26 protein-coding genes are annotated in these 16,817 nt (G+C 58.9%); 24 read left to right on the top strand and 2 right to left on the bottom strand.

The window, feature by feature from the left end; translation table 11 throughout:
- The first annotated feature begins 57 nt into the window (after positions 1-57).
- The 5 genes from rnhA to OCW50_RS18930 are packed head-to-tail and all read left to right on the top strand — an operon-like array spanning position 58 to position 2,345.
- Complete coding sequence (rnhA, locus tag OCW50_RS18910) at positions 58-717, top strand: ribonuclease HI (RefSeq protein WP_315974450.1); 660 nt, start codon at positions 58-60, stop codon at positions 715-717.
- A 20-nt stretch (positions 718-737) separates the two neighbouring features.
- The gene (locus OCW50_RS18915) at positions 738-1,508 is read left to right on the top strand and encodes a hypothetical protein (RefSeq protein WP_262267245.1); all 771 of its coding nucleotides are present in this window, start codon (positions 738-740) and stop codon (positions 1,506-1,508) included.
- The gene (locus tag OCW50_RS18920; protein WP_262267244.1) at positions 1,505-1,630 is read left to right on the top strand and encodes a hypothetical protein; all 126 of its coding nucleotides are present in this window, start codon (positions 1,505-1,507) and stop codon (positions 1,628-1,630) included. Before OCW50_RS18915 ends, OCW50_RS18920 begins: the two co-directional genes overlap by 4 nt.
- Positions 1,631-1,657: 27 nt before the next feature.
- Entirely contained in the window at positions 1,658-2,032 is a 375-nt protein-coding gene (locus OCW50_RS18925) for a hypothetical protein (RefSeq protein WP_262267243.1), read from the top strand.
- Positions 2,025-2,345 carry a hypothetical protein gene (locus OCW50_RS18930; RefSeq protein WP_262267242.1) on the top strand — a complete coding sequence of 107 codons (321 nt, stop codon included), beginning with the start codon at positions 2,025-2,027 and terminating at the stop codon, positions 2,343-2,345. The genes OCW50_RS18925 and OCW50_RS18930 overlap by 8 nt, the downstream gene beginning before the upstream one ends.
- Positions 2,346-2,355: 10 nt before the next feature.
- Here the strand turns inward: OCW50_RS18930 and OCW50_RS18935 are convergent, their stop codons facing one another.
- Positions 2,356-2,757 (bottom strand): hypothetical protein, encoded by a 402-nt coding sequence (locus OCW50_RS18935; protein WP_262267241.1) that lies wholly within the window; start codon positions 2,755-2,757, stop codon positions 2,356-2,358.
- A gap of 147 nt (positions 2,758-2,904) precedes the next feature.
- Between OCW50_RS18935 and OCW50_RS18940 the strand changes: the two genes are divergently transcribed.
- The 7 genes from OCW50_RS18940 (at position 2,905) to OCW50_RS18970 (ending at position 8,563) form a co-directional block, all read left to right on the top strand.
- Positions 2,905-3,300: a L5-gp82 domain-containing phage-derived protein gene (locus tag OCW50_RS18940; protein WP_262267240.1), complete on the top strand. Its 396-nt coding sequence runs from the start codon at positions 2,905-2,907 to the stop codon at positions 3,298-3,300.
- A gap of 42 nt (positions 3,301-3,342) precedes the next feature.
- Positions 3,343-4,440 carry a DNA-methyltransferase gene (locus OCW50_RS18945; RefSeq protein WP_262267239.1) on the top strand — a complete coding sequence of 366 codons (1,098 nt, stop codon included), beginning with the start codon at positions 3,343-3,345 and terminating at the stop codon, positions 4,438-4,440.
- Between the two features lie 13 nt (positions 4,441-4,453).
- Positions 4,454-4,741, top strand: coding sequence for a hypothetical protein (locus OCW50_RS18950; protein WP_262267238.1), 288 nt, complete (start codon positions 4,454-4,456; stop codon positions 4,739-4,741).
- Between the two features lie 289 nt (positions 4,742-5,030).
- The gene (locus OCW50_RS18955; RefSeq protein ID WP_262298605.1) at positions 5,031-5,657 is read left to right on the top strand and encodes a GIY-YIG nuclease family protein; all 627 of its coding nucleotides are present in this window, start codon (positions 5,031-5,033) and stop codon (positions 5,655-5,657) included.
- A 102-nt stretch (positions 5,658-5,759) separates the two neighbouring features.
- Positions 5,760-6,311: a macro domain-containing protein gene (locus OCW50_RS18960; protein WP_262298606.1), complete on the top strand. Its 552-nt coding sequence runs from the start codon at positions 5,760-5,762 to the stop codon at positions 6,309-6,311.
- 375 nt (positions 6,312-6,686) lie between these two features.
- On the top strand, positions 6,687-7,589 hold the full coding sequence (locus OCW50_RS18965; RefSeq protein WP_262267234.1) for a 3'-5' exonuclease: 903 nt from the start codon (positions 6,687-6,689) through the stop codon (positions 7,587-7,589).
- 59 nt (positions 7,590-7,648) lie between these two features.
- Positions 7,649-8,563: an ATP-grasp domain-containing protein gene (locus OCW50_RS18970; protein ID WP_262267233.1), complete on the top strand. Its 915-nt coding sequence runs from the start codon at positions 7,649-7,651 to the stop codon at positions 8,561-8,563.
- A 327-nt stretch (positions 8,564-8,890) separates the two neighbouring features.
- On the opposite strand, the gene OCW50_RS18975 is transcribed toward OCW50_RS18970, so the two are convergent.
- On the bottom strand, positions 8,891-9,118 hold the full coding sequence (locus OCW50_RS18975; protein ID WP_262267232.1) for a hypothetical protein: 228 nt from the start codon (positions 9,116-9,118) through the stop codon (positions 8,891-8,893).
- Between the two features lie 565 nt (positions 9,119-9,683).
- Here OCW50_RS18975 and OCW50_RS18980 point away from each other — a divergent pair.
- From OCW50_RS18980 to OCW50_RS19035, 12 genes are all read left to right on the top strand, one after another.
- Entirely contained in the window at positions 9,684-9,926 is a 243-nt protein-coding gene (locus tag OCW50_RS18980; protein ID WP_262267231.1) for a hypothetical protein, read from the top strand.
- The gene (locus tag OCW50_RS18985) at positions 9,923-10,240 is read left to right on the top strand and encodes a hypothetical protein (RefSeq protein WP_262267230.1); all 318 of its coding nucleotides are present in this window, start codon (positions 9,923-9,925) and stop codon (positions 10,238-10,240) included. Before OCW50_RS18980 ends, OCW50_RS18985 begins: the two co-directional genes overlap by 4 nt.
- A 389-nt stretch (positions 10,241-10,629) precedes the next feature.
- On the top strand, positions 10,630-10,956 hold the full coding sequence (locus tag OCW50_RS18990; protein ID WP_262298607.1) for a hypothetical protein: 327 nt from the start codon (positions 10,630-10,632) through the stop codon (positions 10,954-10,956).
- Positions 10,957-10,982: 26 nt separating this feature from the next.
- Positions 10,983-11,573 (top strand): HAD domain-containing protein, encoded by a 591-nt coding sequence (locus OCW50_RS18995; protein WP_262298608.1) that lies wholly within the window; start codon positions 10,983-10,985, stop codon positions 11,571-11,573.
- An 89-nt stretch (positions 11,574-11,662) separates the two neighbouring features.
- A complete protein-coding gene (locus OCW50_RS19000; protein WP_114944446.1) occupies positions 11,663-11,863 on the top strand; it encodes a hypothetical protein in 201 nt (66 codons plus the stop codon).
- A gap of 25 nt (positions 11,864-11,888) precedes the next feature.
- A complete protein-coding gene (locus OCW50_RS19005) occupies positions 11,889-12,143 on the top strand; it encodes a hypothetical protein (protein WP_114944445.1) in 255 nt (84 codons plus the stop codon).
- Positions 12,144-12,455: 312 nt separating this feature from the next.
- Positions 12,456-13,175, top strand: coding sequence for a hypothetical protein (locus OCW50_RS19010; RefSeq protein ID WP_262267227.1), 720 nt, complete (start codon positions 12,456-12,458; stop codon positions 13,173-13,175).
- Positions 13,176-13,287: 112 nt separating this feature from the next.
- The gene (locus tag OCW50_RS19015) at positions 13,288-13,773 is read left to right on the top strand and encodes a Panacea domain-containing protein (RefSeq protein WP_262267226.1); all 486 of its coding nucleotides are present in this window, start codon (positions 13,288-13,290) and stop codon (positions 13,771-13,773) included.
- Between the two features lie 75 nt (positions 13,774-13,848).
- Positions 13,849-14,655 carry a hypothetical protein gene (locus OCW50_RS19020; RefSeq protein WP_262267225.1) on the top strand — a complete coding sequence of 269 codons (807 nt, stop codon included), beginning with the start codon at positions 13,849-13,851 and terminating at the stop codon, positions 14,653-14,655.
- Between the two features lie 986 nt (positions 14,656-15,641).
- Positions 15,642-16,034: a hypothetical protein gene (locus tag OCW50_RS19025; RefSeq protein WP_114944437.1), complete on the top strand. Its 393-nt coding sequence runs from the start codon at positions 15,642-15,644 to the stop codon at positions 16,032-16,034.
- A gap of 97 nt (positions 16,035-16,131) precedes the next feature.
- Positions 16,132-16,299: a hypothetical protein gene (locus OCW50_RS19030; RefSeq protein WP_262267224.1), complete on the top strand. Its 168-nt coding sequence runs from the start codon at positions 16,132-16,134 to the stop codon at positions 16,297-16,299.
- Positions 16,300-16,485: 186 nt separating this feature from the next.
- Positions 16,486-16,794, top strand: a complete 309-nt coding sequence (locus tag OCW50_RS19035) for a hypothetical protein (protein WP_262298609.1) — start codon at positions 16,486-16,488, stop codon at positions 16,792-16,794.
- Positions 16,795-16,817: the final 23 nt, after the last annotated feature.

Consider the following 16,817-nt stretch of genomic DNA (forward strand, 5'->3'; position numbering starts at 1 on the left):
GGCCGCTCCGGCGGCCCCTGATTGCTTCGCAGCCATTTCCAATCCGAGACCTCCCGCATGTTCGATAATCATTTTCTGCGTGATGCTGCCGGCCGCCTGGTCGTTCAGGCCTACATCGATGGCGCTTGCTCTGGGAATCCTGGTCCCGGCGGCTTCGGCGTCGTCATCCTGGATAGGCACGGCAATGCCCATTCCCTCTCCGGTTTCGGCGGCTCGCAGACAACGAACAACAAGATGGAGCTTTCGGCCGCCATCGCGCTGCTTGATCATTTTAAGGCGGAGGAGTGCAGCTTCACCATCCATGCCGACAGCCAGTATGTGATCAAGGGCATCACGGAATGGATCGTCAATTGGAAGCGCAACAACTGGCGCAACGCCCAGAAGAAGCCGGTCGAAAACCAAGATCTCTGGCAGGAACTCGACCGCCTCGCGTCGAAGCAGCAGATCAAATGGCAGTGGGTCCGCGGCCATAACGGCAACCAGTACAATGAGATGGCCGATCAGCTGGCCGTCAACGCTGGCCGCGGCACCGTCCTGGAGCCGGATTGGAGTGGCGCGGACGAACAAAAGCGCCCCTCGCCGCCGAAGATCCAGTTTCCGGTGAAATCGCCCGAGGAACAGATCATCGCGCAACTCGAACGAGCACTGGCGACAGGCTCACCCGCTGATCTCAGAGACGCCGCCCAGGCTGCCCTCGACCTCCTGAAATCCCGCTAACCGCACGCCCAAGGACAGTCATGACGACGTATGCATCCCAGGCTCTGGTCTGGGCACGATCCCGCTCGCTTCAATCTCTGAAGGCTAAACTCGACGCCGCGCCCGTGCTGGCCGCCGTTGTGGCATTTCTCGTGTTGGCCTTTGTCGACCTAATCTTCGACACCTCGCTTGCTTTCGTCTTTATGATCCTAACCGTGGTGCCGGCGGCGTACTACTTCGTCGCGGACCGGGTGCGACCGAGTCCCGTTCAGAAGCGCCTGGGGACTCTTGCAAGCTCCTCGTTCCAGAGGTTCGTGTCACTCGCCGAGATCACGGTCGAGCCGCCCCTCGTTCAGAAGAAAGCGGGTCTCCTCCTCATGATCGACCGGCGATCCCGCCAGGTTTCGGATCGTATGGAGGTTTACCGCCTCGTCCAGGAAGGATCGCTCAAGAACAAGTTCTTGGTGCCCTCGACCATCCGGTTTCATCGCGACGGCGTTGCTGAGATCGAGATCAGCCGCAATGACCTGATCCCAGTAAGGATCAGAATTGACCTTCGGCGCGGCTTCAATCGGGTCACCCTCCGGGAGACGGTACCCGACGAAACGAATCCGTACGTGAACCAGGTCCGCCGATACCTCTTGGACATCCCGCTCGACAGCATCGCCGAGATCCGGAAGGCGAGGATAAAGATCGCCCAGTTCCTCAAGGTCGACACCTGTCCAGCAGAAGAGCGTCCCAACAGGACTGCAGCGATGGCTTTCGCCAACGACCGGCTCGATACCCGCAAGAAGGAGCTTTTCGGCGAATGACTGATGGCAAACTCATCACGCGCGAGGAAGGGAGGTTCCTCGTTTCTCTGCTCCTGTTCATGCCTTCCTGCGCCGCCGTGACGGTCGCACTTGTTGCGCTTATCGGCCTCTTGGTCGACTAACCCCCTCAGATGTCCGAAAGACCATCCATGATCAGTCCGCAGTCCATCCACTCCGCCGAAGCAGTTCTCGAAGCACTCGCAGGCACAACTCGCGCCGGTCTCGCCATCGAAACGTACGAGCGCACGGCTGGAATGGTCGGCGACACGGGTATCCAGATCTGGCACCTGATCCTGTCCCTCATGGATCTATGTGAGGCCCAGGGATCGCATTTCGATGTGCTCCTCCAGAAGGCCCAAAGGGCGTTCGCCAACGACATGGCAGGTAAGCCCGATACCCAGGTTCAATTTTTGCTCTTCGACCTCATGGCCCTTTGCAAATCAAAGGACATTGATTTCGCCGAAATCATTTCAAACGTCCGGGCCGAGCGCCCGATCATCAACGGAGATCCTACCGATGCTTGATCGACAGCAAGCGCGTTCTGAGATTTTGGAGGCCGTTCGGGAGATGGCCAGGGAATACCCGCAGGCCGAATACGGTACCGCGCGTGAGCAGTCCGGGCTACTTGGCCGCATCAAGCGGATCTGCGAGAACATCATGCCTACCGCTCGCCTGTGCTGGGAGTTTGTTGGGTTAGATCGTTCAAAGCTGGTCGACGAGTTCACCTTCACCCAGGAGGACCTGAGGAAGGCCAGCCCTGGCAAGCTGTACCCGCATCAGGAGAAGGCCTTAAAGGCGCTTCGGCAGACCAGCCAAACCATCCTTCAGGTCCGGTAAGTCTCCCGGATTAAGGGATGCAGAACCATTGCATCCGGGTGACCTTGTCCTTCCAGATGTAAGTCCACGTCAGAATGCTCGTGCCGGTGTTGAAGTAGAAGGCATGCGGGAAACCGGCCCTCACACCAGCCCCGAATACTCCGGTAGCGTCCTTCCTGACCAAGAAGCTATCGCCCTTCGGGTCGAAGACATCGCCCTTCTTGGTCCCGAAGCTCCATTCCGGTTCGCCTGGGCTGTAGCGCGAATACATATGCACTTCGTGGGCATTCTCATTGATGACGAAGCGATCAACCGAACCCATGCGCTCTGCCTCGACAGGATCGCTAATCAGTGCACAGCCGAGCGTCAGCGCCGAGACGGGGCCGCCTGCAAATCCCAAAAAAGCAGCCAAGAAGAAGCACTTCGAATTCATACTCTCGTCCCGTTATCGCTGAAGCCGTCGCCGTCTCAGAAATCCTTTGTCTACCAAACGGGTTCCTTACACAATCCGGCTCCGCTCTCTGGGGCTTCAAGGCCTTGATTGTTAACACCACTTGTTCCAACCCCGACAGAGCACCCGATGAACACCACAACCGATCTTCCCACTGGCGAAGTGCGAGCCTATTGCGACCTTCATCGGCGCTGCAGCTCCCTCAAAGCAATGACCGGTGAGAAAAAGGGGAAGGTGGTCGCGAAGCCAAAACAGGTTGTACTTCAGGACGTACGCTTCGAGGTGAGCCAGGCAGGCCTCCGCCGGACCCGCGAGGAAAATGTCCGAAGCGTACATGCGTTCGCTCGGGGGCATGTCCGTGACCAGGACGTTGCTGCCGTGCGTGATCATCCGGATGCCGTCCAAATCCGATACAACCCGCACAAGTTCGACACCTTCGTCCGTGCCGATACTCTAGAGCCCGTCGCAACCGCCCAGGTGTTCGCAATTGACGGCAAGCTCTCGTACGCCCTCGGCGTTGCCTGATCCCATCGCCCTTTCGACATCAGTTCATCGCTGGAGTACCCCATGAACGCTCGTTCGCCTGTTCTGGTGACAGAGGCCGACATCCTCCAAGCCTTGCCGGTCTTGACCTATGATGAGATCCGAGCTGCCTCAGGATGGAGCCGGGGCAAGATTTACAATCTTGCTTTGAAGCATAATGCCCGCAAGACCGAGGCCCGTATCCGTGAGCGGGTTACGGAGCGCAAAGCCCGCCAGCTCGAGAGCCTCGCTGCCCTCATCGATACCACCGCAAAGGCGGATGTTCTCGATTATCTGGACTCCTTACCTGACGGAGCGGCTCGCCTGATTCTGAGCTCAATTCCCTATAATGTCGGGAAAAGATACGGTGATGGAGCTTCTGCGGACCAGATGGCCTTCGTCTATTTCATGGGCTGGACAATGCAGGTCATCTCAGAATGCGCCCGCATCCTAAAGGACGGCGGCACCCTGTTCCTTCAAGTCGGATCGACCCGAGACGAAACGGGAGGCCTTGCCCCACTCGATGCGCTCCTGTTCGAACCGCTGAAGAAGACTGGCCTTACATTTCAGTCCAGGGTGATTTGGACACAGCCGCACGGTCTCACGCCCCGCGGCCGCTTGGCGGAGCGTCATGAGACTGCTCTAGTATTCTCGAAGGGGCCGAGCCCTGTTTTCAACCCGACACCGGCTCGGAAGCCGCAAAAAGGGCCAGGCAAGCGGGCTTTTAAAGGGAAGCACAAAGGAAAACTCTCTTCCCACCCATTAGGTGCCTGGCCGTCTAATGTTTGGGACGATATCGGCAATGTCGGCCACAATCATCCTGAACGGACCGGCCATCCCGCGCAGTTTCCCTTAGAACTCGCCCGCCGGGCGGTCCTCGTCTATTCGATGCCCGGGGATCTCATCATCGACCCTTTCTCCGGATCGGGGACAACCCATGTCGCCTGCCGTGAGACGGGACGGAGCTTTTCCGGGTGCGACCTATTCTATGAGGACCTTAGGGCAAAGCGCCTCGCATCGGTGGAGCCGGATCTCGTCTCACACCTCCCTGGCGTCTCCGACGAGACGCTTGCCGTCTGGCAGGCGGAGGCTCGCCGCGTCGATGCGCCGGCCCAGACCAACCTTCTCGACTTTCTCCCCTAATGAGGGCCGACCGATGAGACGCCACATCAAGCTCACCGAGCTTACGCATATTCCGACTCCGAAGTCGGATACCTACGGCCCAGTCCTGATGGAGCAGGCCCGGACCGCGCAAGTAAAAAAGAACCTTCGCTGGGACAATGCCCTAGGCATCCTCAGGGATGACGACATTGGCATGAGAGCGCGGTTCGTAAACCAGTCCGATCACGAACCGCATGACAATGAGGAAGACGTCATGCAGTGGGTCTTTGCCTCATCCATCAAGAACTCGGCGAGCCGGATCAGCCGCGGCTTTGAACCCTAGCGGATAACCGCGGCTTAAGGCATTCACGCTACATAGTTCATTGAACGCCCGGTTTCGGACTGAGCAAACCTCCTAGCGATCGATGCCGCTCTACCTCAACACGCTCTTCGCCCAAGCTAATGTCCCGCCCTCGGACATTCGTCTTCTGAGGCACAAAGACCCTCGCTCGGCCAGAGGGCGGACGCCGTACGAGCTATGGAGGGACGATAGGCCTGCCTTCGAGCTGTACCAGGGCACTCAGAGCTTTGGAAATAGGCCGAAGCTGCAGACAGGCTATTGGGCATCCTTCGTGGTCACTCCGGCCGGGGAAACTCTCCTCGCCGGTTTTTACCGATGCCGCTATTTAGGACCCTCCACGGGGGACCGAGTTTGGCCCCATGCCGACGGGATCGATCTTGCCGGCACCTGCGACATCTACGATCTCGCTCTGGAGGAGCAACTCAACGACCTCGCCGGCCGCCTCGTGATTGATTGGGGCGCCTCAGAACGCGCCTGGATCCAGCGGGCCGACAATCAGAACAAGGCCGTTCTTGAAATCCGGGCAGCATTCCAAGAGCCTGAGTTTCCCGGGTTCGGCCGCTTCCTTTCACCCCTCTCGACGCTCGAAGGACTCCCGCTCTCCTGGCGGACTGCCCTTTCGAACTCCCGCGGGGTTTATCTCCTGACTTGTCCCAAGACCAAGGAGCAATATGTCGGCGCGGCCTATGGCGAAAGTGGGTTCTACGGCCGCTGGCTCGCCTACGTTAACGGCGGCCACGGCGGTAACGTTGCCCTCCGGAGCCGAGATCCCAGCGACTACCAGGTTTCCATTCTAGAAGTCGCCGGCTCTGCCAGCACGGTCGAGAACATCATCGGTATGGAAGATCTCTGGAAACGCAAGCTCCAAAGCCGAGAAATGGGCCTGAACCGGAATTAGGCCATTCATTATTTCGAATTAAATTGCTTGCAGACGAATTGTTAAAGCGGAGATCAGAGCAAGGGATCGAATTCGATCTTTTGGAAAACCCCAGGAACTTCGATGATTCGAGAAATTCGCGGCAATGCTCTTCAGACCGAGGCGATGATCATCGGTCAGGGCACAAATTGCATCGGCGCAATGGGCAAGGGCTTCGCCGAGGCCATTGCCGACACCTGGCCCCACGTCAAACGCGAGTTCAAGCGGCTCCATAGCTCGGTGCCGACCGTCCGCGGCACTCGTCCGAACACGTCCGTTGCTCCCTCACTGCTTGGTACCGTTCAGTTCGTCGGCGTGACCGAGGTGGGACTCCGCCGGCGGCTGCGCCCTAATCTGGCGGCCATCGCCAACCTTTTCATCCAGTTAGAAGTCGGTACCGACCGCCGCCGCGTCGAATACGACGCCGTGCGCTCCTCGCTCACCTCGGCCCGGGATCAGATGCTGGCAGGCATCATTCTGGATTCGCGCCGTCCTGATGAGGTCATTCACCCGACGTCACTCGCCCTCCCCCGGATTGGCGCCGGACTTTCTGGCGGCGACTGGCCGATGATCAGGGCCATCATCGATGAGGTCTTCCGAGCCTCCCCGATCGACGTCACGATCTACGTGCAATAAGGAGCCGACAGCTGATGCCCGTCCAAGCCGCTGCAGCCCTTAGCCGTCAGTCTCGCCACGACCGTCGGATCGGCCGTGCTGAGGCAGTCATCCCACACGGGGATTACTGCTACCGCATCACCAGCGTCGCCACAGGGGCAGACGGAGCGCCGTCCCTGAAAACCCAGTGCTGTCCGTACTGGAAGGGCCGAAAGGATCGACCCGAGCAACGCTTTGGATACTGCCGCCTCCTTAAGGTTGGGGACTACACCCATGGCCGCACGCCCGATGGGAAGCCGCGTGCCACCTCGCTCCTCTGGGACCAAGTCAAAGAGTGCGGCCTCAATTCCGAGCCGGTCGCCATCAGCAGCTAACCGCTTACAGAAAGTTTGACCCATGCAATTTGAGGAGATGGCAGCTGCCCTCGAAGCCTCCGGCCGCTATCGCGTCCTGCGCGAGCTGGTCACCGATCCGGAAGCGTTCCGCCCTGCCCCCGATCCGAAAGATCTCCCGGTCGGACAGCACTTTGGCCTCTATGTGGATACGGAGACCACCTCGCTCGATCCCAGGAGTGGTGACATCATCGAGCTTGCCATGGTTCCGTTTACCTTCACGGATGACGGTGAGATCATTGAGATCTTCCAGCCGTTCCAGCAGCTGCAGCAACCGTCCCAGCCGATCCCCGCCGCTATCACTGAGCTGACTGGTATCGATGACAGCATGGTTCAGGGGAAAATCATCGACCTTGATGCCGTCGTTGGCCTCGTCTCAGCCACCGAAATCTGTGTGGCGCACAAGGCCGCCTTCGATCGCCGCTGGCTGGAAAAGCTGTCGCCGATCTTCACCACGAAGCCCTGGGCCTGTTCCCTTTATGAGGTCCCTTGGAAAGACGAAGGCTTTGAGAGCGCGACACTCAGCTACATCGGCATGAAAAGCGGGTTCTTCTTCAAGGCACATAGGGCCGCGCAAGATTGCCTCGCCGCCCTCCAGATCCTCAGGCTTCCCCTTCCGAAGTCTGGACGCTCCCCGATCTCCTACCTGCTGCAGGCCTCCAGAGCGATAACCTGCCGCGTGAAAGCGCCCAACACACCCTATGAGCGAAAGGACCTTCTCAAAGCGCGGTCCTACCGCTGGTCGGATGGATCGGACGGCTCACAGAAAGCGTGGTGGATCGACGTTCCCGAAGAGAAGCTCCAGGAGGAAATCACCTTCCTGCAGTCGCAAATCTATCTGCGCCCAGTCGATCCTCCCGTGCGCCGGATCACCGCCCTGGAACGGTTTTCCGCAAGAGCCGATTGAAGCCAAGATCTGAGGACCGGCGGAATTCAAATCGCTGGAATCCCCGAAAGGAAAAGGGAATGGACGATCTCGCTGAAATGCTCGTGAAGCCCCGGCTCGCCTCGATCGGGATGGCGGTTCTTGCCGCCAACCTTGAGCCTGTCCCTCCTTACGCCTTCGTCCTGGATCGTGGCATGGACCCTGAGGAGCGGCTTGAAAACGCAATCCTCTGGAAGGCTCTCAAGGATCGCGCCGGATCGCAGATCAAGGCCTATGACGATGTGGGGAAGGTCCCGGAGGGCGTCACCCATATCTTCGGACGAGCCGGCCATCGCAGTGATCTTTTCCGTGACGGCCTGAAGTACCCGGGCCCGAATGAAAAGACCCTGCCCTATTGGACAATGCCGGGCTTCCTTGAACTCGCCGGCCGGTCCACCAAGCTCTGCGACCTCGATCAGGCGGACGCTGAAGTCCAGCGGCTCCACTTGGAGGGCAAGGATGCGTTTGTGAAGGCCACGCGGGACAAGTATTTCACCAAGCAGGTTCCCGTCGGCACCTCGCTCTGGCAAGCCTTGGATGCCCTGGTTTACTCCTTCATCGACGAGGAAGCCTGCCTGCTGGTGCAGGAATACGTCGAGATGACGTATGAATACCGACTCTTCATTGTCGATGGACAGGTCGTAACGGGCGCCGGATGCATCCCGTGGAAGACGCCGTTGGACAACATCGCCCTTTATGACCCGGCGATGATCGAGCATCGCGGAGATATTAAGGTAGGCGGACCCGCGATGTCCAACCTCCGGCTCGACCAATATCTCTCTTTCGCATCAGAGGCGGTCGACCAGCTCGGAGGTGGCAGCTTCGTTCTAGATGTCGCCATGATCAATGGCGAGGTCGGGATCATCGAGCTGAATCCGATGCGGCTGGGTCAGGTTGGGCTCTACGCGGCCAGAGTTCCTGCTCTTGTTGATGCGGTTCTGGCGCATTTCGGGTAAGCTGCTCTTCAGCATACCTCCTACACAGGCGAATCCTTTGACAGATCCTCCCTCAAAGGAACATTCCCCACGCATCAGCGCCGAAGAAATAGAAGAACGTCGCCGGGTAGTCGAAGCCGCAGCCCATAGCAGCCTCATGTCAGGTGCGAAACGCGACCCACGGACGGATCCCATCTTCGACGCATTCGTACGCGGCGAAATCGAACTGTCGGACATGATACCGATGATCAAGAAAGCACTAGGCGTTAAACAATAGGCGCCCAATAGAAAGGGCCGGCGATCCTGGTTCACGCCGACCCGTTGGCCCCATTATGTATCGCGGTCTGGTCAGTGCCGCTTGCCAGCCTCGCCGATCAGGCGGCCGATCCGCTTGTTGTCCACGAACCCGGCCTCAACCTCGCGCAGTTCCAGGAGGAGCCGGACTTCCAGGGGCAGGCTCTCGTCCGCCAGAAGGGCCGCTGTCAGCTGCTCCCGCGCCTCGGCGACATCCGTCTGAGAGACAAAGCCAGCCTTCACATCGGCCAGGACGTTCATTGCTCCGGAAACTACGCTCATTTTGAATTCCTCTTCTTCAGTGGGGGGCAGGTTGCAGGCCCTTCCTGCAACCCTGCCTCTCCGGCGAGGAGCGGAGGGTGGGTGCAAGTCCCGGTGCAGAGCCCGAGACGAAGTCCGAGGCGTGCCGATGGGTGCGCAACGCGGTTGCTCCGGAGCCGCAGGCGATGGTGCGACCGACTTGCTGCATCCCGGAGGACAAAGCGGCGGCTTGCAGGGAGGTGAGGCAGAGCCTCCCTTCCTGGAACGGGGTGACGACTCCAGGTCTATCGCTGCAGTTCGTCCGAGATGAAATTCCGGCTTCTGGACCAGATTAAATACCCCGCTCATGGGTGCATGTTCCTCCTTTGTTCTCGCTCTGGATCACACCCGATTTCCCTCCCGTCAATTCTGGTTAACGAATTATCCCCGCTATCCCACGCAGTGATGTTCGGCCTTCGGCCGCCAAGTTCTGGCCTGAGGGCGTGCCGCCCTCCCCGGCCCATAGCGTGGAGATCGTCTGACCCGAAACGGGTCAGCCATTCTGGAAGCAAGAAGCCGTATTTATCCTCCTGGAAAGGACACTTCGATGGTCATTCTTTCACCTGAGGATGCCGCGCGCCGGTATCTCACGCTGTATGATGGAGACATCGCTCGAGACGGCCACCTCGAAGCTCTGGGTGACAACGAAACCGAACCTTCGAGAGCGGCTCAGAAGTTCGCACGCGAGTACGAGGACCAAGCGAGCCCTGAAGACTTCGCACGGTATTTAGAGGTCTTAGATCAGCTCCTGAAAGAAGGGGGAAACTCTGCTTCAGGAAATCCCCAATGAAACATATGACGTGTATCGATTTCGAGGTTGAGACACGCACGGTCACCCTCAACGAAAAGCATTGCATGCTCCTGTCGGACTGCCTGCGTCACGTCATGGAATCCGACGGCGGACGAGAGAGATTTACGGCTCTGTTCGACGTTTTCCACGGTAAGGAGGGAACATTCACTCTCACCATTGCGAAATGGTACGAGGTCGAACATGCCGTGATGGCGCTGGAAGGCTTGTTACAAGAAACTCTCTCTTATGAGACGTTTCCGGAGCGTCATCGCGCTTTCGAGGAAATCCACCGCCTTATCGACGGCGAGGCCTAACAGTCTTCTTGCAATAGATGTCCGGCCCACGGCCGCCAATATGGCCCTGAGGGCGCGTCGCCCTCCATGCTACGGCACAAGGATGTTCTGACCCAGAATGGGTCAGCCATTCCAGAAGCTGGATGCCTAATTCCCCGGATCAGAAGTTTTCGACCCCCAAAGTTGAAGGGCTCTAAGCCAACAATTCAGGCGGAAGGGTAAAGACGAAAATCCCCAAAAGATCAGCATCAATCGAACAGCTAGGTCGGAAGGGAAGACTTCAAAATCCCCAAAACGAAAAGAGGCGGAGCTCAACCGCCCAGACGACACCGATCGGTCACCTGAGACAGGGACCACATCATCACCAGCCTTTGGCACAACAAGAGAGAAAGCCAATCATGGACACGGCAGTGAACGACAACCAGGTTTCGAATAACGTCTCTGGCACTCAGGTTTCCCAGGATCGCTCCCCGGCATTTCCGGTGCGCGGCCACCTGTCGGCAGTCGAGGTCTCTAAGGACAAGAACGACAAGCCCTATGCGAAGGCCAAGCTGACCTTCACTCGTCGCAAGGACAACCGCGAAGTGACCGTCACGACGATGGCTTTCGGCAAGGCCTTCGACAGCACGCAGCACCTCTTTCAGGAGGGCCCGGTCGCCCTCTACGGCACTTTCGAGCGCAACGTCTTCCGCGTGATCAGCGAGGCGCTGCCGCCGAAGGAGCAAACAGCGGCCTGATCCATAGCCCCCGGATCTCGGCCAGCTTGGGAAAAGCCACCTTGGTTAAGGTGGCTTTTCTTTTGAACGAATTTGTAAACCTCCGAACCATTTCAAAACTCCTTGGTTTCTCCCCCTCAACAGGAACCGGACACCCAAGGACGAAATCCCCGAGGATAAAGATGGCTGCGAGCCCGCTCGTATATCTCGATATCGATGGCGTCATCGTCACAGATCGGTCAACGAAACTCGGCGGCGCCGGCTACATACCGCCTGGGTCCGCCGCTATGGTTGTCGATATCCTCGACCAAACAGGTGCGCGTCTGGTTGTCGCAAGCACCTGGCGCCGCGACGCCGACTGCCGGGATAAGCTGGCTAAGGCCGGGATTGGTCAGGATCGTTATTTCATAGATTGGCGGACGCCAGATCTTCTCCCGGAGGAAGAGATTGCTGACGTTCCGATCCGAGGCTCCGAGATCGATCGTCATCTGCAGCGCCACCGGCCTGCTCGGTACGTCATCATTGATGATGATCCAGGCATGCTGCCGCACCAGAAGCATTTCCACATTCAGGTTGACCCTAGCATCGGGCTCACATGGACCGATGCGGAGACAGCAATCGCCCTATTGCGCGGGTAGCGGAGTGCCAACTCCCAGGATCTGAATTCCAGGCTCAGTCCGAGATGAAAGGGATGAATTGAAAATCCCCAAAATCAAGGAGAGCCACGATGTCCGGTTACGATCGTTTTTCGTCTCAGGAAGCTGCCAACATCCAGGCCTTCGGTTCTGACGTAAAGGACGCAACCGTCCTGCCCGAAGGCAACGGCTTCGTGGTCCAGGTCGAGACGGCCCAGGGCGACTTCTTCTCCCTCCCCCACACCTCCTACGCAGCCGCGTCGGCCACGGCCGAGCGGCTCCTCTGCGCCTAATCGCTTTTCACGGAAAGGAAACACGATGCCGGATCATTACCGCGTCATCGATCGAGAAGGCAGCCGCCGGATCGAGTCACGCCAGCTTGCCAGATCGACGGCCTCCACGAAGCCTGGGTTCCTGCGGCTGTTCTATTCGCTGAATCCGAAGGCAACGCGTGGGTACTTCGGGGTTCGGCTCCACGACGATGGCGCCGACATCCTTGATGGAAACGGCAACACGGCCACGACCTTCATGCGGGTTCGGCCCAGCGAGCTCGGCCGATACCAGAACCACTGACCATGTCGGGATTGGTTTACCCGCCTCTGCTACGGTGGAGGCTGGAGAACTGGCCAAAGTCCCCTGACCAGGGGGACACAGCCTCTTCAGCCTTACAGCCGCAGGATTCCGCAGTCATGGCAGACCCCCGTGAAACCCTTCTCGTCGCTTACGACGCCCTGATCGCGGCTCGGAAGCACAAGGAGGAACTACTTCCTGCGCGGATCAAGACCCTGAAAACCGATCCGGAATGGACCGAAGCCGTGGCGCGGGAAATCGCCTGCCATACCGCTTTCGATCTCTGTGCTCTTGCTTTCTGTAAGGAACTGCGACGTGAATCTGCCCAGAATGATGCTTCACCTCCCCGCGACGGGAGAGTTGCTCGACGTAAAAGCTCTCGAGGAGGGTGAGATCCTCGGCCTGAACGAAGGAGGCCATCTCCTCCAGTGGGGTGTGGAAATTGGGATCTACACACCTCAGGAGACGCCCGAGGAGTTTGGAGCTCACAACGTTCGCCCCCACGAACTCCGTCGGCTCAAGTTACAGGTCGAGGGGCCGACGGCCGATCTCCTCTATCCCCTCAGCACCCAGGACAAGAACACGGTCATCGCGGCTCTTTTCCATTACCATGAAGATGGCTTGGGGGAGCCCTTCAAGCGGTCGAATGAGGTCCATCTCCTGGCCTCCGGAGAGGCCGAGGACCTCAACGAGGATATCTCGCTGGATCAGGACGGGGTTCAAGAACTGCTCGACCGTCTGAGGCATTCGGATGGGGTGGTCCCGCACGCTCCGCCCCCCGTCCCGTTCGATCCAGCAGAACTCAGCCACCATGATCTCTGCCTCGCCCTCGAGGAAATGCGCCGCCGGGGCTGGGCGGTGGCCGCCTATGATGTCAACGACGTTGACGCCCTGATCAGTGATAGCATCGAGCTGGCCCCCACTGATGAAGAAATTCGGACCTGGTTGAAGGACAACCAGGACGATCTTCAGGACCGCATGTGCGCAGCGATGCACGAGGCGATCAACGCCGAGTGGAACCGTCGCGGCGGCTAAGAGGTAGCCTCACAGCCACGATCTAGCGTCGGCCAGACCGACCACCAGCGCGGGAGGATTCATCCTCCCGCGCCGCATTCGTTTGCCTTCCCTTCAACGGAGATCTCGGACCATGGCATACCCCCCGATTGCAGTCGCAAATACGCTGATCGCTCGCCACGCCGCTTCTGGCGGTATCACTCACAAGCGGATCCAGACGCTCTGCTATCTCCTGTATGGCTGGTCGATCCCGATCCTTGGAAAGCCGCTCCTGACCGAAGCCCCGGAGGTCTGGAGCGAGGGTCCAGTCTTCGGCCGCCTGTTCGCTCAGTTGTCATCCTACGGGGATGCTCCGATCACCGAGCCGGTTCAGGTCAAGGGGTGCCCGGCCGTGCCGGATGAGGACACGATCACCCACGAACTCATCGAATGGGTGGACGAGCGCCACGCCGGGCTGCCCGAGGCCAGCCTGAGCCTCCTCGCGCACGGTCCAAACTCACCGTGGCGGCGGGTGGCCGAAGAGCATCACTTCCTCCTGTCCGCGCCCGTCGAGATCCCCCAGGCGGTGATTGCCCATCACTTCACCGCCCAGGCGCGGCAGGTTTCGCTCATCCAGTAGAGCCACCGCACTCTGGGACCCGATCGATGGTCGGGTCCACCTTGTCCCAGCCGATTTAAGTCCACGGAGGCTCCGTTGCCGAAAAACCCTGGCGTATTCACCGAACAAGGCCTCGCGTCCCTGAAAGGGAGCATCGCTGCAATCTGCAGATACCCCTACAATGGCGAACGCTCATTCGTCGGATTTGCCACCAACGTGGGCGGCGGAGCCTTCGCGACGATCTCAGATGGCAAGATCAAACTCCCTTGGGAGCAGTGGAAAGGGGCTGGCCCCTATCACGATCTTCGCATCCACCTTCTGGACGGCACCGGACGAGTTTACTGGGTCGACTGGGTCTATGAGACCCCCGTTCTCCCGATCGCCGTCCTCCAGGTCCGCGGCGATGAGATTGAGCGCTGGCCCAATCCTGAGATCGCCACCATCGCGGCCATGAATGGCAAAAACCACGTATGGCGCATCGGCTATGCCGATGGTGTCTTCGGGGATAGCACTCTCAATCTTAACACGCTCGGAAGCGAGCCGCCCCATGTCGTTAAAGCCGGCTGGATCTCCACCCACCCGACGATGACGTACTTCCGCGACGGTGCCGACGCCGCGTTTGGAGGCAAGCACACGATCGCAGCCCATGTGTGCTTCGATTATCCGAACCGGAGCGATCTGGGCGGTCCAGTCGTCGACAATGAAGGACGCCTTGCCGGAGTGCTGGTAGGAGCCGATCTAGGATCCCAGGAGACCCATGTCGGGGCATATGTCCCTGCTCAGATGATCATGCCCTTTGTTGGGGCTGGTCGCGCCGCCAAGATCTATCACCAGTTCCATGGGGCACTTTACTCGGTTCTGCACCAGATCGACGAGCAAGAGGCTGCGGCTTCCGCAGCTTAGGAAGCATGGATTTTCTATCCAACTGAGAATGCGCAGAAGGGGAAGTTGAAATCCCCAATAGAAGAAAGTGGCCTTGAGAGGAGGCAACAATGAAGCTCTAGATCAAATCAACGTCCCAGCCCAGAGTGGCTTTCTGACATATACCTGCCTCATCCGTTGGTCCTTTTGACCGTTCTGCAGGGCTTCAAAACAAGTATCCTTTTTGGCCAGGTGCTCGCAACGAGACCTCAGCCTCTGATCGTCGCTGACGCGGACCCAAGATCCACGGGTCTAAAACATCGGATAGTATGGGCACCGCTCAAGGGCTCGCTACCTCTCGGGCGTCGAAGGTGGGTTGGCATCCCAGGATCACCGCCAATCAGATTTTTAATTCATTTGAGAATGTGAAGAAGGGGAAGTTGAAATCCCCGCAAAATCGACCTCAGAGGAGGTTAAGATGAAACGTTAGATACGCTAGCTGCTTCCGACATTGATAGTCGACAACATACCTGCCTCATCTGTTGGCCCATTGGCCGTACTGCAGGAACTCTTTGACCAAAGTAGCCTTTTGGCCAGGTACACGGCGGACATGTAACCCGACCGTTGCCTCAGCCTCTGATCATCGCTGACGCGGATCCATGACCCACGGATCTAAAACGCCGGGTAGCACTGAGCACCGCTGACGGGCTCCCTATCTCATCAGGGACGAGGGTGGATCGACCTCCAACTTAAAGGTCACCTAACGAAAGAAGCCGCGAGAGTGCCACATGGGCCCTACGAATCTCGCGGCTTCTTTTGTGCTCGTTGAGCCAAACCCCAAAAGCCACCCCGGTCAACCTCTACTCAGTCTGCGAGGCAAGTTTCCAGCGCGGTGGGTGTCCGGACGTTTCTTGGATTCAGAAAAGATCAGCGAAGAGGAAAAGGTTCAATCCCCGAAAGGGAATCAGATTTCCTCAGATCAAAAATGAGCAAGGCTCGTTTCAATCCCCAAAATAAGGATCAGTTCGATGACAAACGCTGCCAACATCTCCGCCGTTTCCACCGTCGCCAACGACAACGCCCAGAAGCAGCGCACCTACCCGCGCATGGTCACGCCGAAGACGATCAAGGAGGGCTCGAACAAGAACGGCACGCCGTTTGTCAGCTTCGTCGGCGAGTACACCCGCCGCGGCGCCAGCAAGCCCTCGACGATGCTGCACACCGCGAGCGGAAAATCTCTCGATGCGATCCGCGAGCAGCTCAAGGAAGGCCAGCCGATCCGCGTCTTCGGCATCTTCGAGACCCTGCCGGCCACGGAGGAGCGCAAGGAATCCAGCGTGTTCCGCATCATCGGCCTGTCGACGCCGCGTGAGACGGCTCCGGAGGCAGCCGCCCAGACCGAGATGAAGGAAGCCGCGTAATCGGCTTTCGCCACCTAGGGTCGGCGCAGGCGCTAGCCTGCCACGGCGCACGCGGCGTGCCGACCCTGCCACCTCCGCTCCAGACAGGTAGGTTCTGGTGAAATATCTCCTGGCAAAGTTCTACTACTGGCTTGCCGCCTCGACCAATGATCCCGGCAAGGCATCGAGCTATCTTGATCGGTCGCACGATCTCGATCATCGCGCCGACCCCCAACACCAGGTTGAGGATGACGGCTCCGACGAGGAACCGCTGCCCGCAGCCTAAGGGCACCCGATGCCGGAAACAAAAGCCGCCCTCTCGGGCGGCTTTTTTCATGTGCGCTGCGAGGACGGTCTCGCTGGTGTGAGTGAATGGAGGTCAACATGGTTGCACAGCTGATGCGCTTTGCCCTGGGAGTCGTATTCCCGCTGGCTGTCGTGGGATATGCCCTCAGCAAGGGCGTCTGACCTGATGGGACTTCTCGCAAAATCCGTCCGATTTGAGGGGATGGAGCAAACCAATGCCGGCCAACCCAGCCGATGGGAGGGGCGTGTCTCGTTGCTATCCATCAGCGAGAAGCTGACGGTGGAATACGGCCGACAAGCAGGAGCTTTGACGGTCACGGTCGGAGACGACGAAGAGACCGTCCACCTTGAGACACGCTCCCCCTTCGATGCTCAATGGGAGGAGATCACGCCGGCGGTGCAGGCTATCGCCGCCGTTTCCCTCCTGGCCGAATTGTCCGACGTCGACTTTGTCGACCCGGACGACCTTCCTTGACACAGTTATCGAGGAACCTTTGA

Source organism: Microvirga sesbaniae, from assembly GCF_025460805.1.
Lineage (GTDB): Bacteria > Pseudomonadota > Alphaproteobacteria > Rhizobiales > Beijerinckiaceae > Microvirga > Microvirga sesbaniae.

Coding starts and splice junctions, on each gene's coding strand:
- rnhA (WP_315974450.1), top strand. CDS start 58: ATGTTCGATAATCATTTTCTGCGTGATGCTGCCGGCCGCCTGGTCGTT.
- OCW50_RS18915 (WP_262267245.1), top strand. CDS start 738: ATGACGACGTATGCATCCCAGGCTCTGGTCTGGGCACGATCCCGCTCG.
- OCW50_RS18920 (WP_262267244.1), top strand. CDS start 1,505: ATGACTGATGGCAAACTCATCACGCGCGAGGAAGGGAGGTTCCTCGTT.
- OCW50_RS18925 (WP_262267243.1), top strand. CDS start 1,658: ATGATCAGTCCGCAGTCCATCCACTCCGCCGAAGCAGTTCTCGAAGCA.
- OCW50_RS18930 (WP_262267242.1), top strand. CDS start 2,025: ATGCTTGATCGACAGCAAGCGCGTTCTGAGATTTTGGAGGCCGTTCGG.
- OCW50_RS18935 (WP_262267241.1), bottom strand. CDS start 2,757: ATGAATTCGAAGTGCTTCTTCTTGGCTGCTTTTTTGGGATTTGCAGGC.
- OCW50_RS18940 (WP_262267240.1), top strand. CDS start 2,905: ATGAACACCACAACCGATCTTCCCACTGGCGAAGTGCGAGCCTATTGC.
- OCW50_RS18945 (WP_262267239.1), top strand. CDS start 3,343: ATGAACGCTCGTTCGCCTGTTCTGGTGACAGAGGCCGACATCCTCCAA.
- OCW50_RS18950 (WP_262267238.1), top strand. CDS start 4,454: ATGAGACGCCACATCAAGCTCACCGAGCTTACGCATATTCCGACTCCG.
- OCW50_RS18960 (WP_262298606.1), top strand. CDS start 5,760: ATGATTCGAGAAATTCGCGGCAATGCTCTTCAGACCGAGGCGATGATC.
- OCW50_RS18965 (WP_262267234.1), top strand. CDS start 6,687: ATGCAATTTGAGGAGATGGCAGCTGCCCTCGAAGCCTCCGGCCGCTAT.
- OCW50_RS18970 (WP_262267233.1), top strand. CDS start 7,649: ATGGACGATCTCGCTGAAATGCTCGTGAAGCCCCGGCTCGCCTCGATC.
- OCW50_RS18975 (WP_262267232.1), bottom strand. CDS start 9,118: ATGAGCGTAGTTTCCGGAGCAATGAACGTCCTGGCCGATGTGAAGGCT.
- OCW50_RS18980 (WP_262267231.1), top strand. CDS start 9,684: ATGGTCATTCTTTCACCTGAGGATGCCGCGCGCCGGTATCTCACGCTG.
- OCW50_RS18985 (WP_262267230.1), top strand. CDS start 9,923: ATGAAACATATGACGTGTATCGATTTCGAGGTTGAGACACGCACGGTC.
- OCW50_RS19000 (WP_114944446.1), top strand. CDS start 11,663: ATGTCCGGTTACGATCGTTTTTCGTCTCAGGAAGCTGCCAACATCCAG.
- OCW50_RS19005 (WP_114944445.1), top strand. CDS start 11,889: ATGCCGGATCATTACCGCGTCATCGATCGAGAAGGCAGCCGCCGGATC.
- OCW50_RS19015 (WP_262267226.1), top strand. CDS start 13,288: ATGGCATACCCCCCGATTGCAGTCGCAAATACGCTGATCGCTCGCCAC.
- OCW50_RS19025 (WP_114944437.1), top strand. CDS start 15,642: ATGACAAACGCTGCCAACATCTCCGCCGTTTCCACCGTCGCCAACGAC.
- OCW50_RS19035 (WP_262298609.1), top strand. CDS start 16,486: ATGGGACTTCTCGCAAAATCCGTCCGATTTGAGGGGATGGAGCAAACC.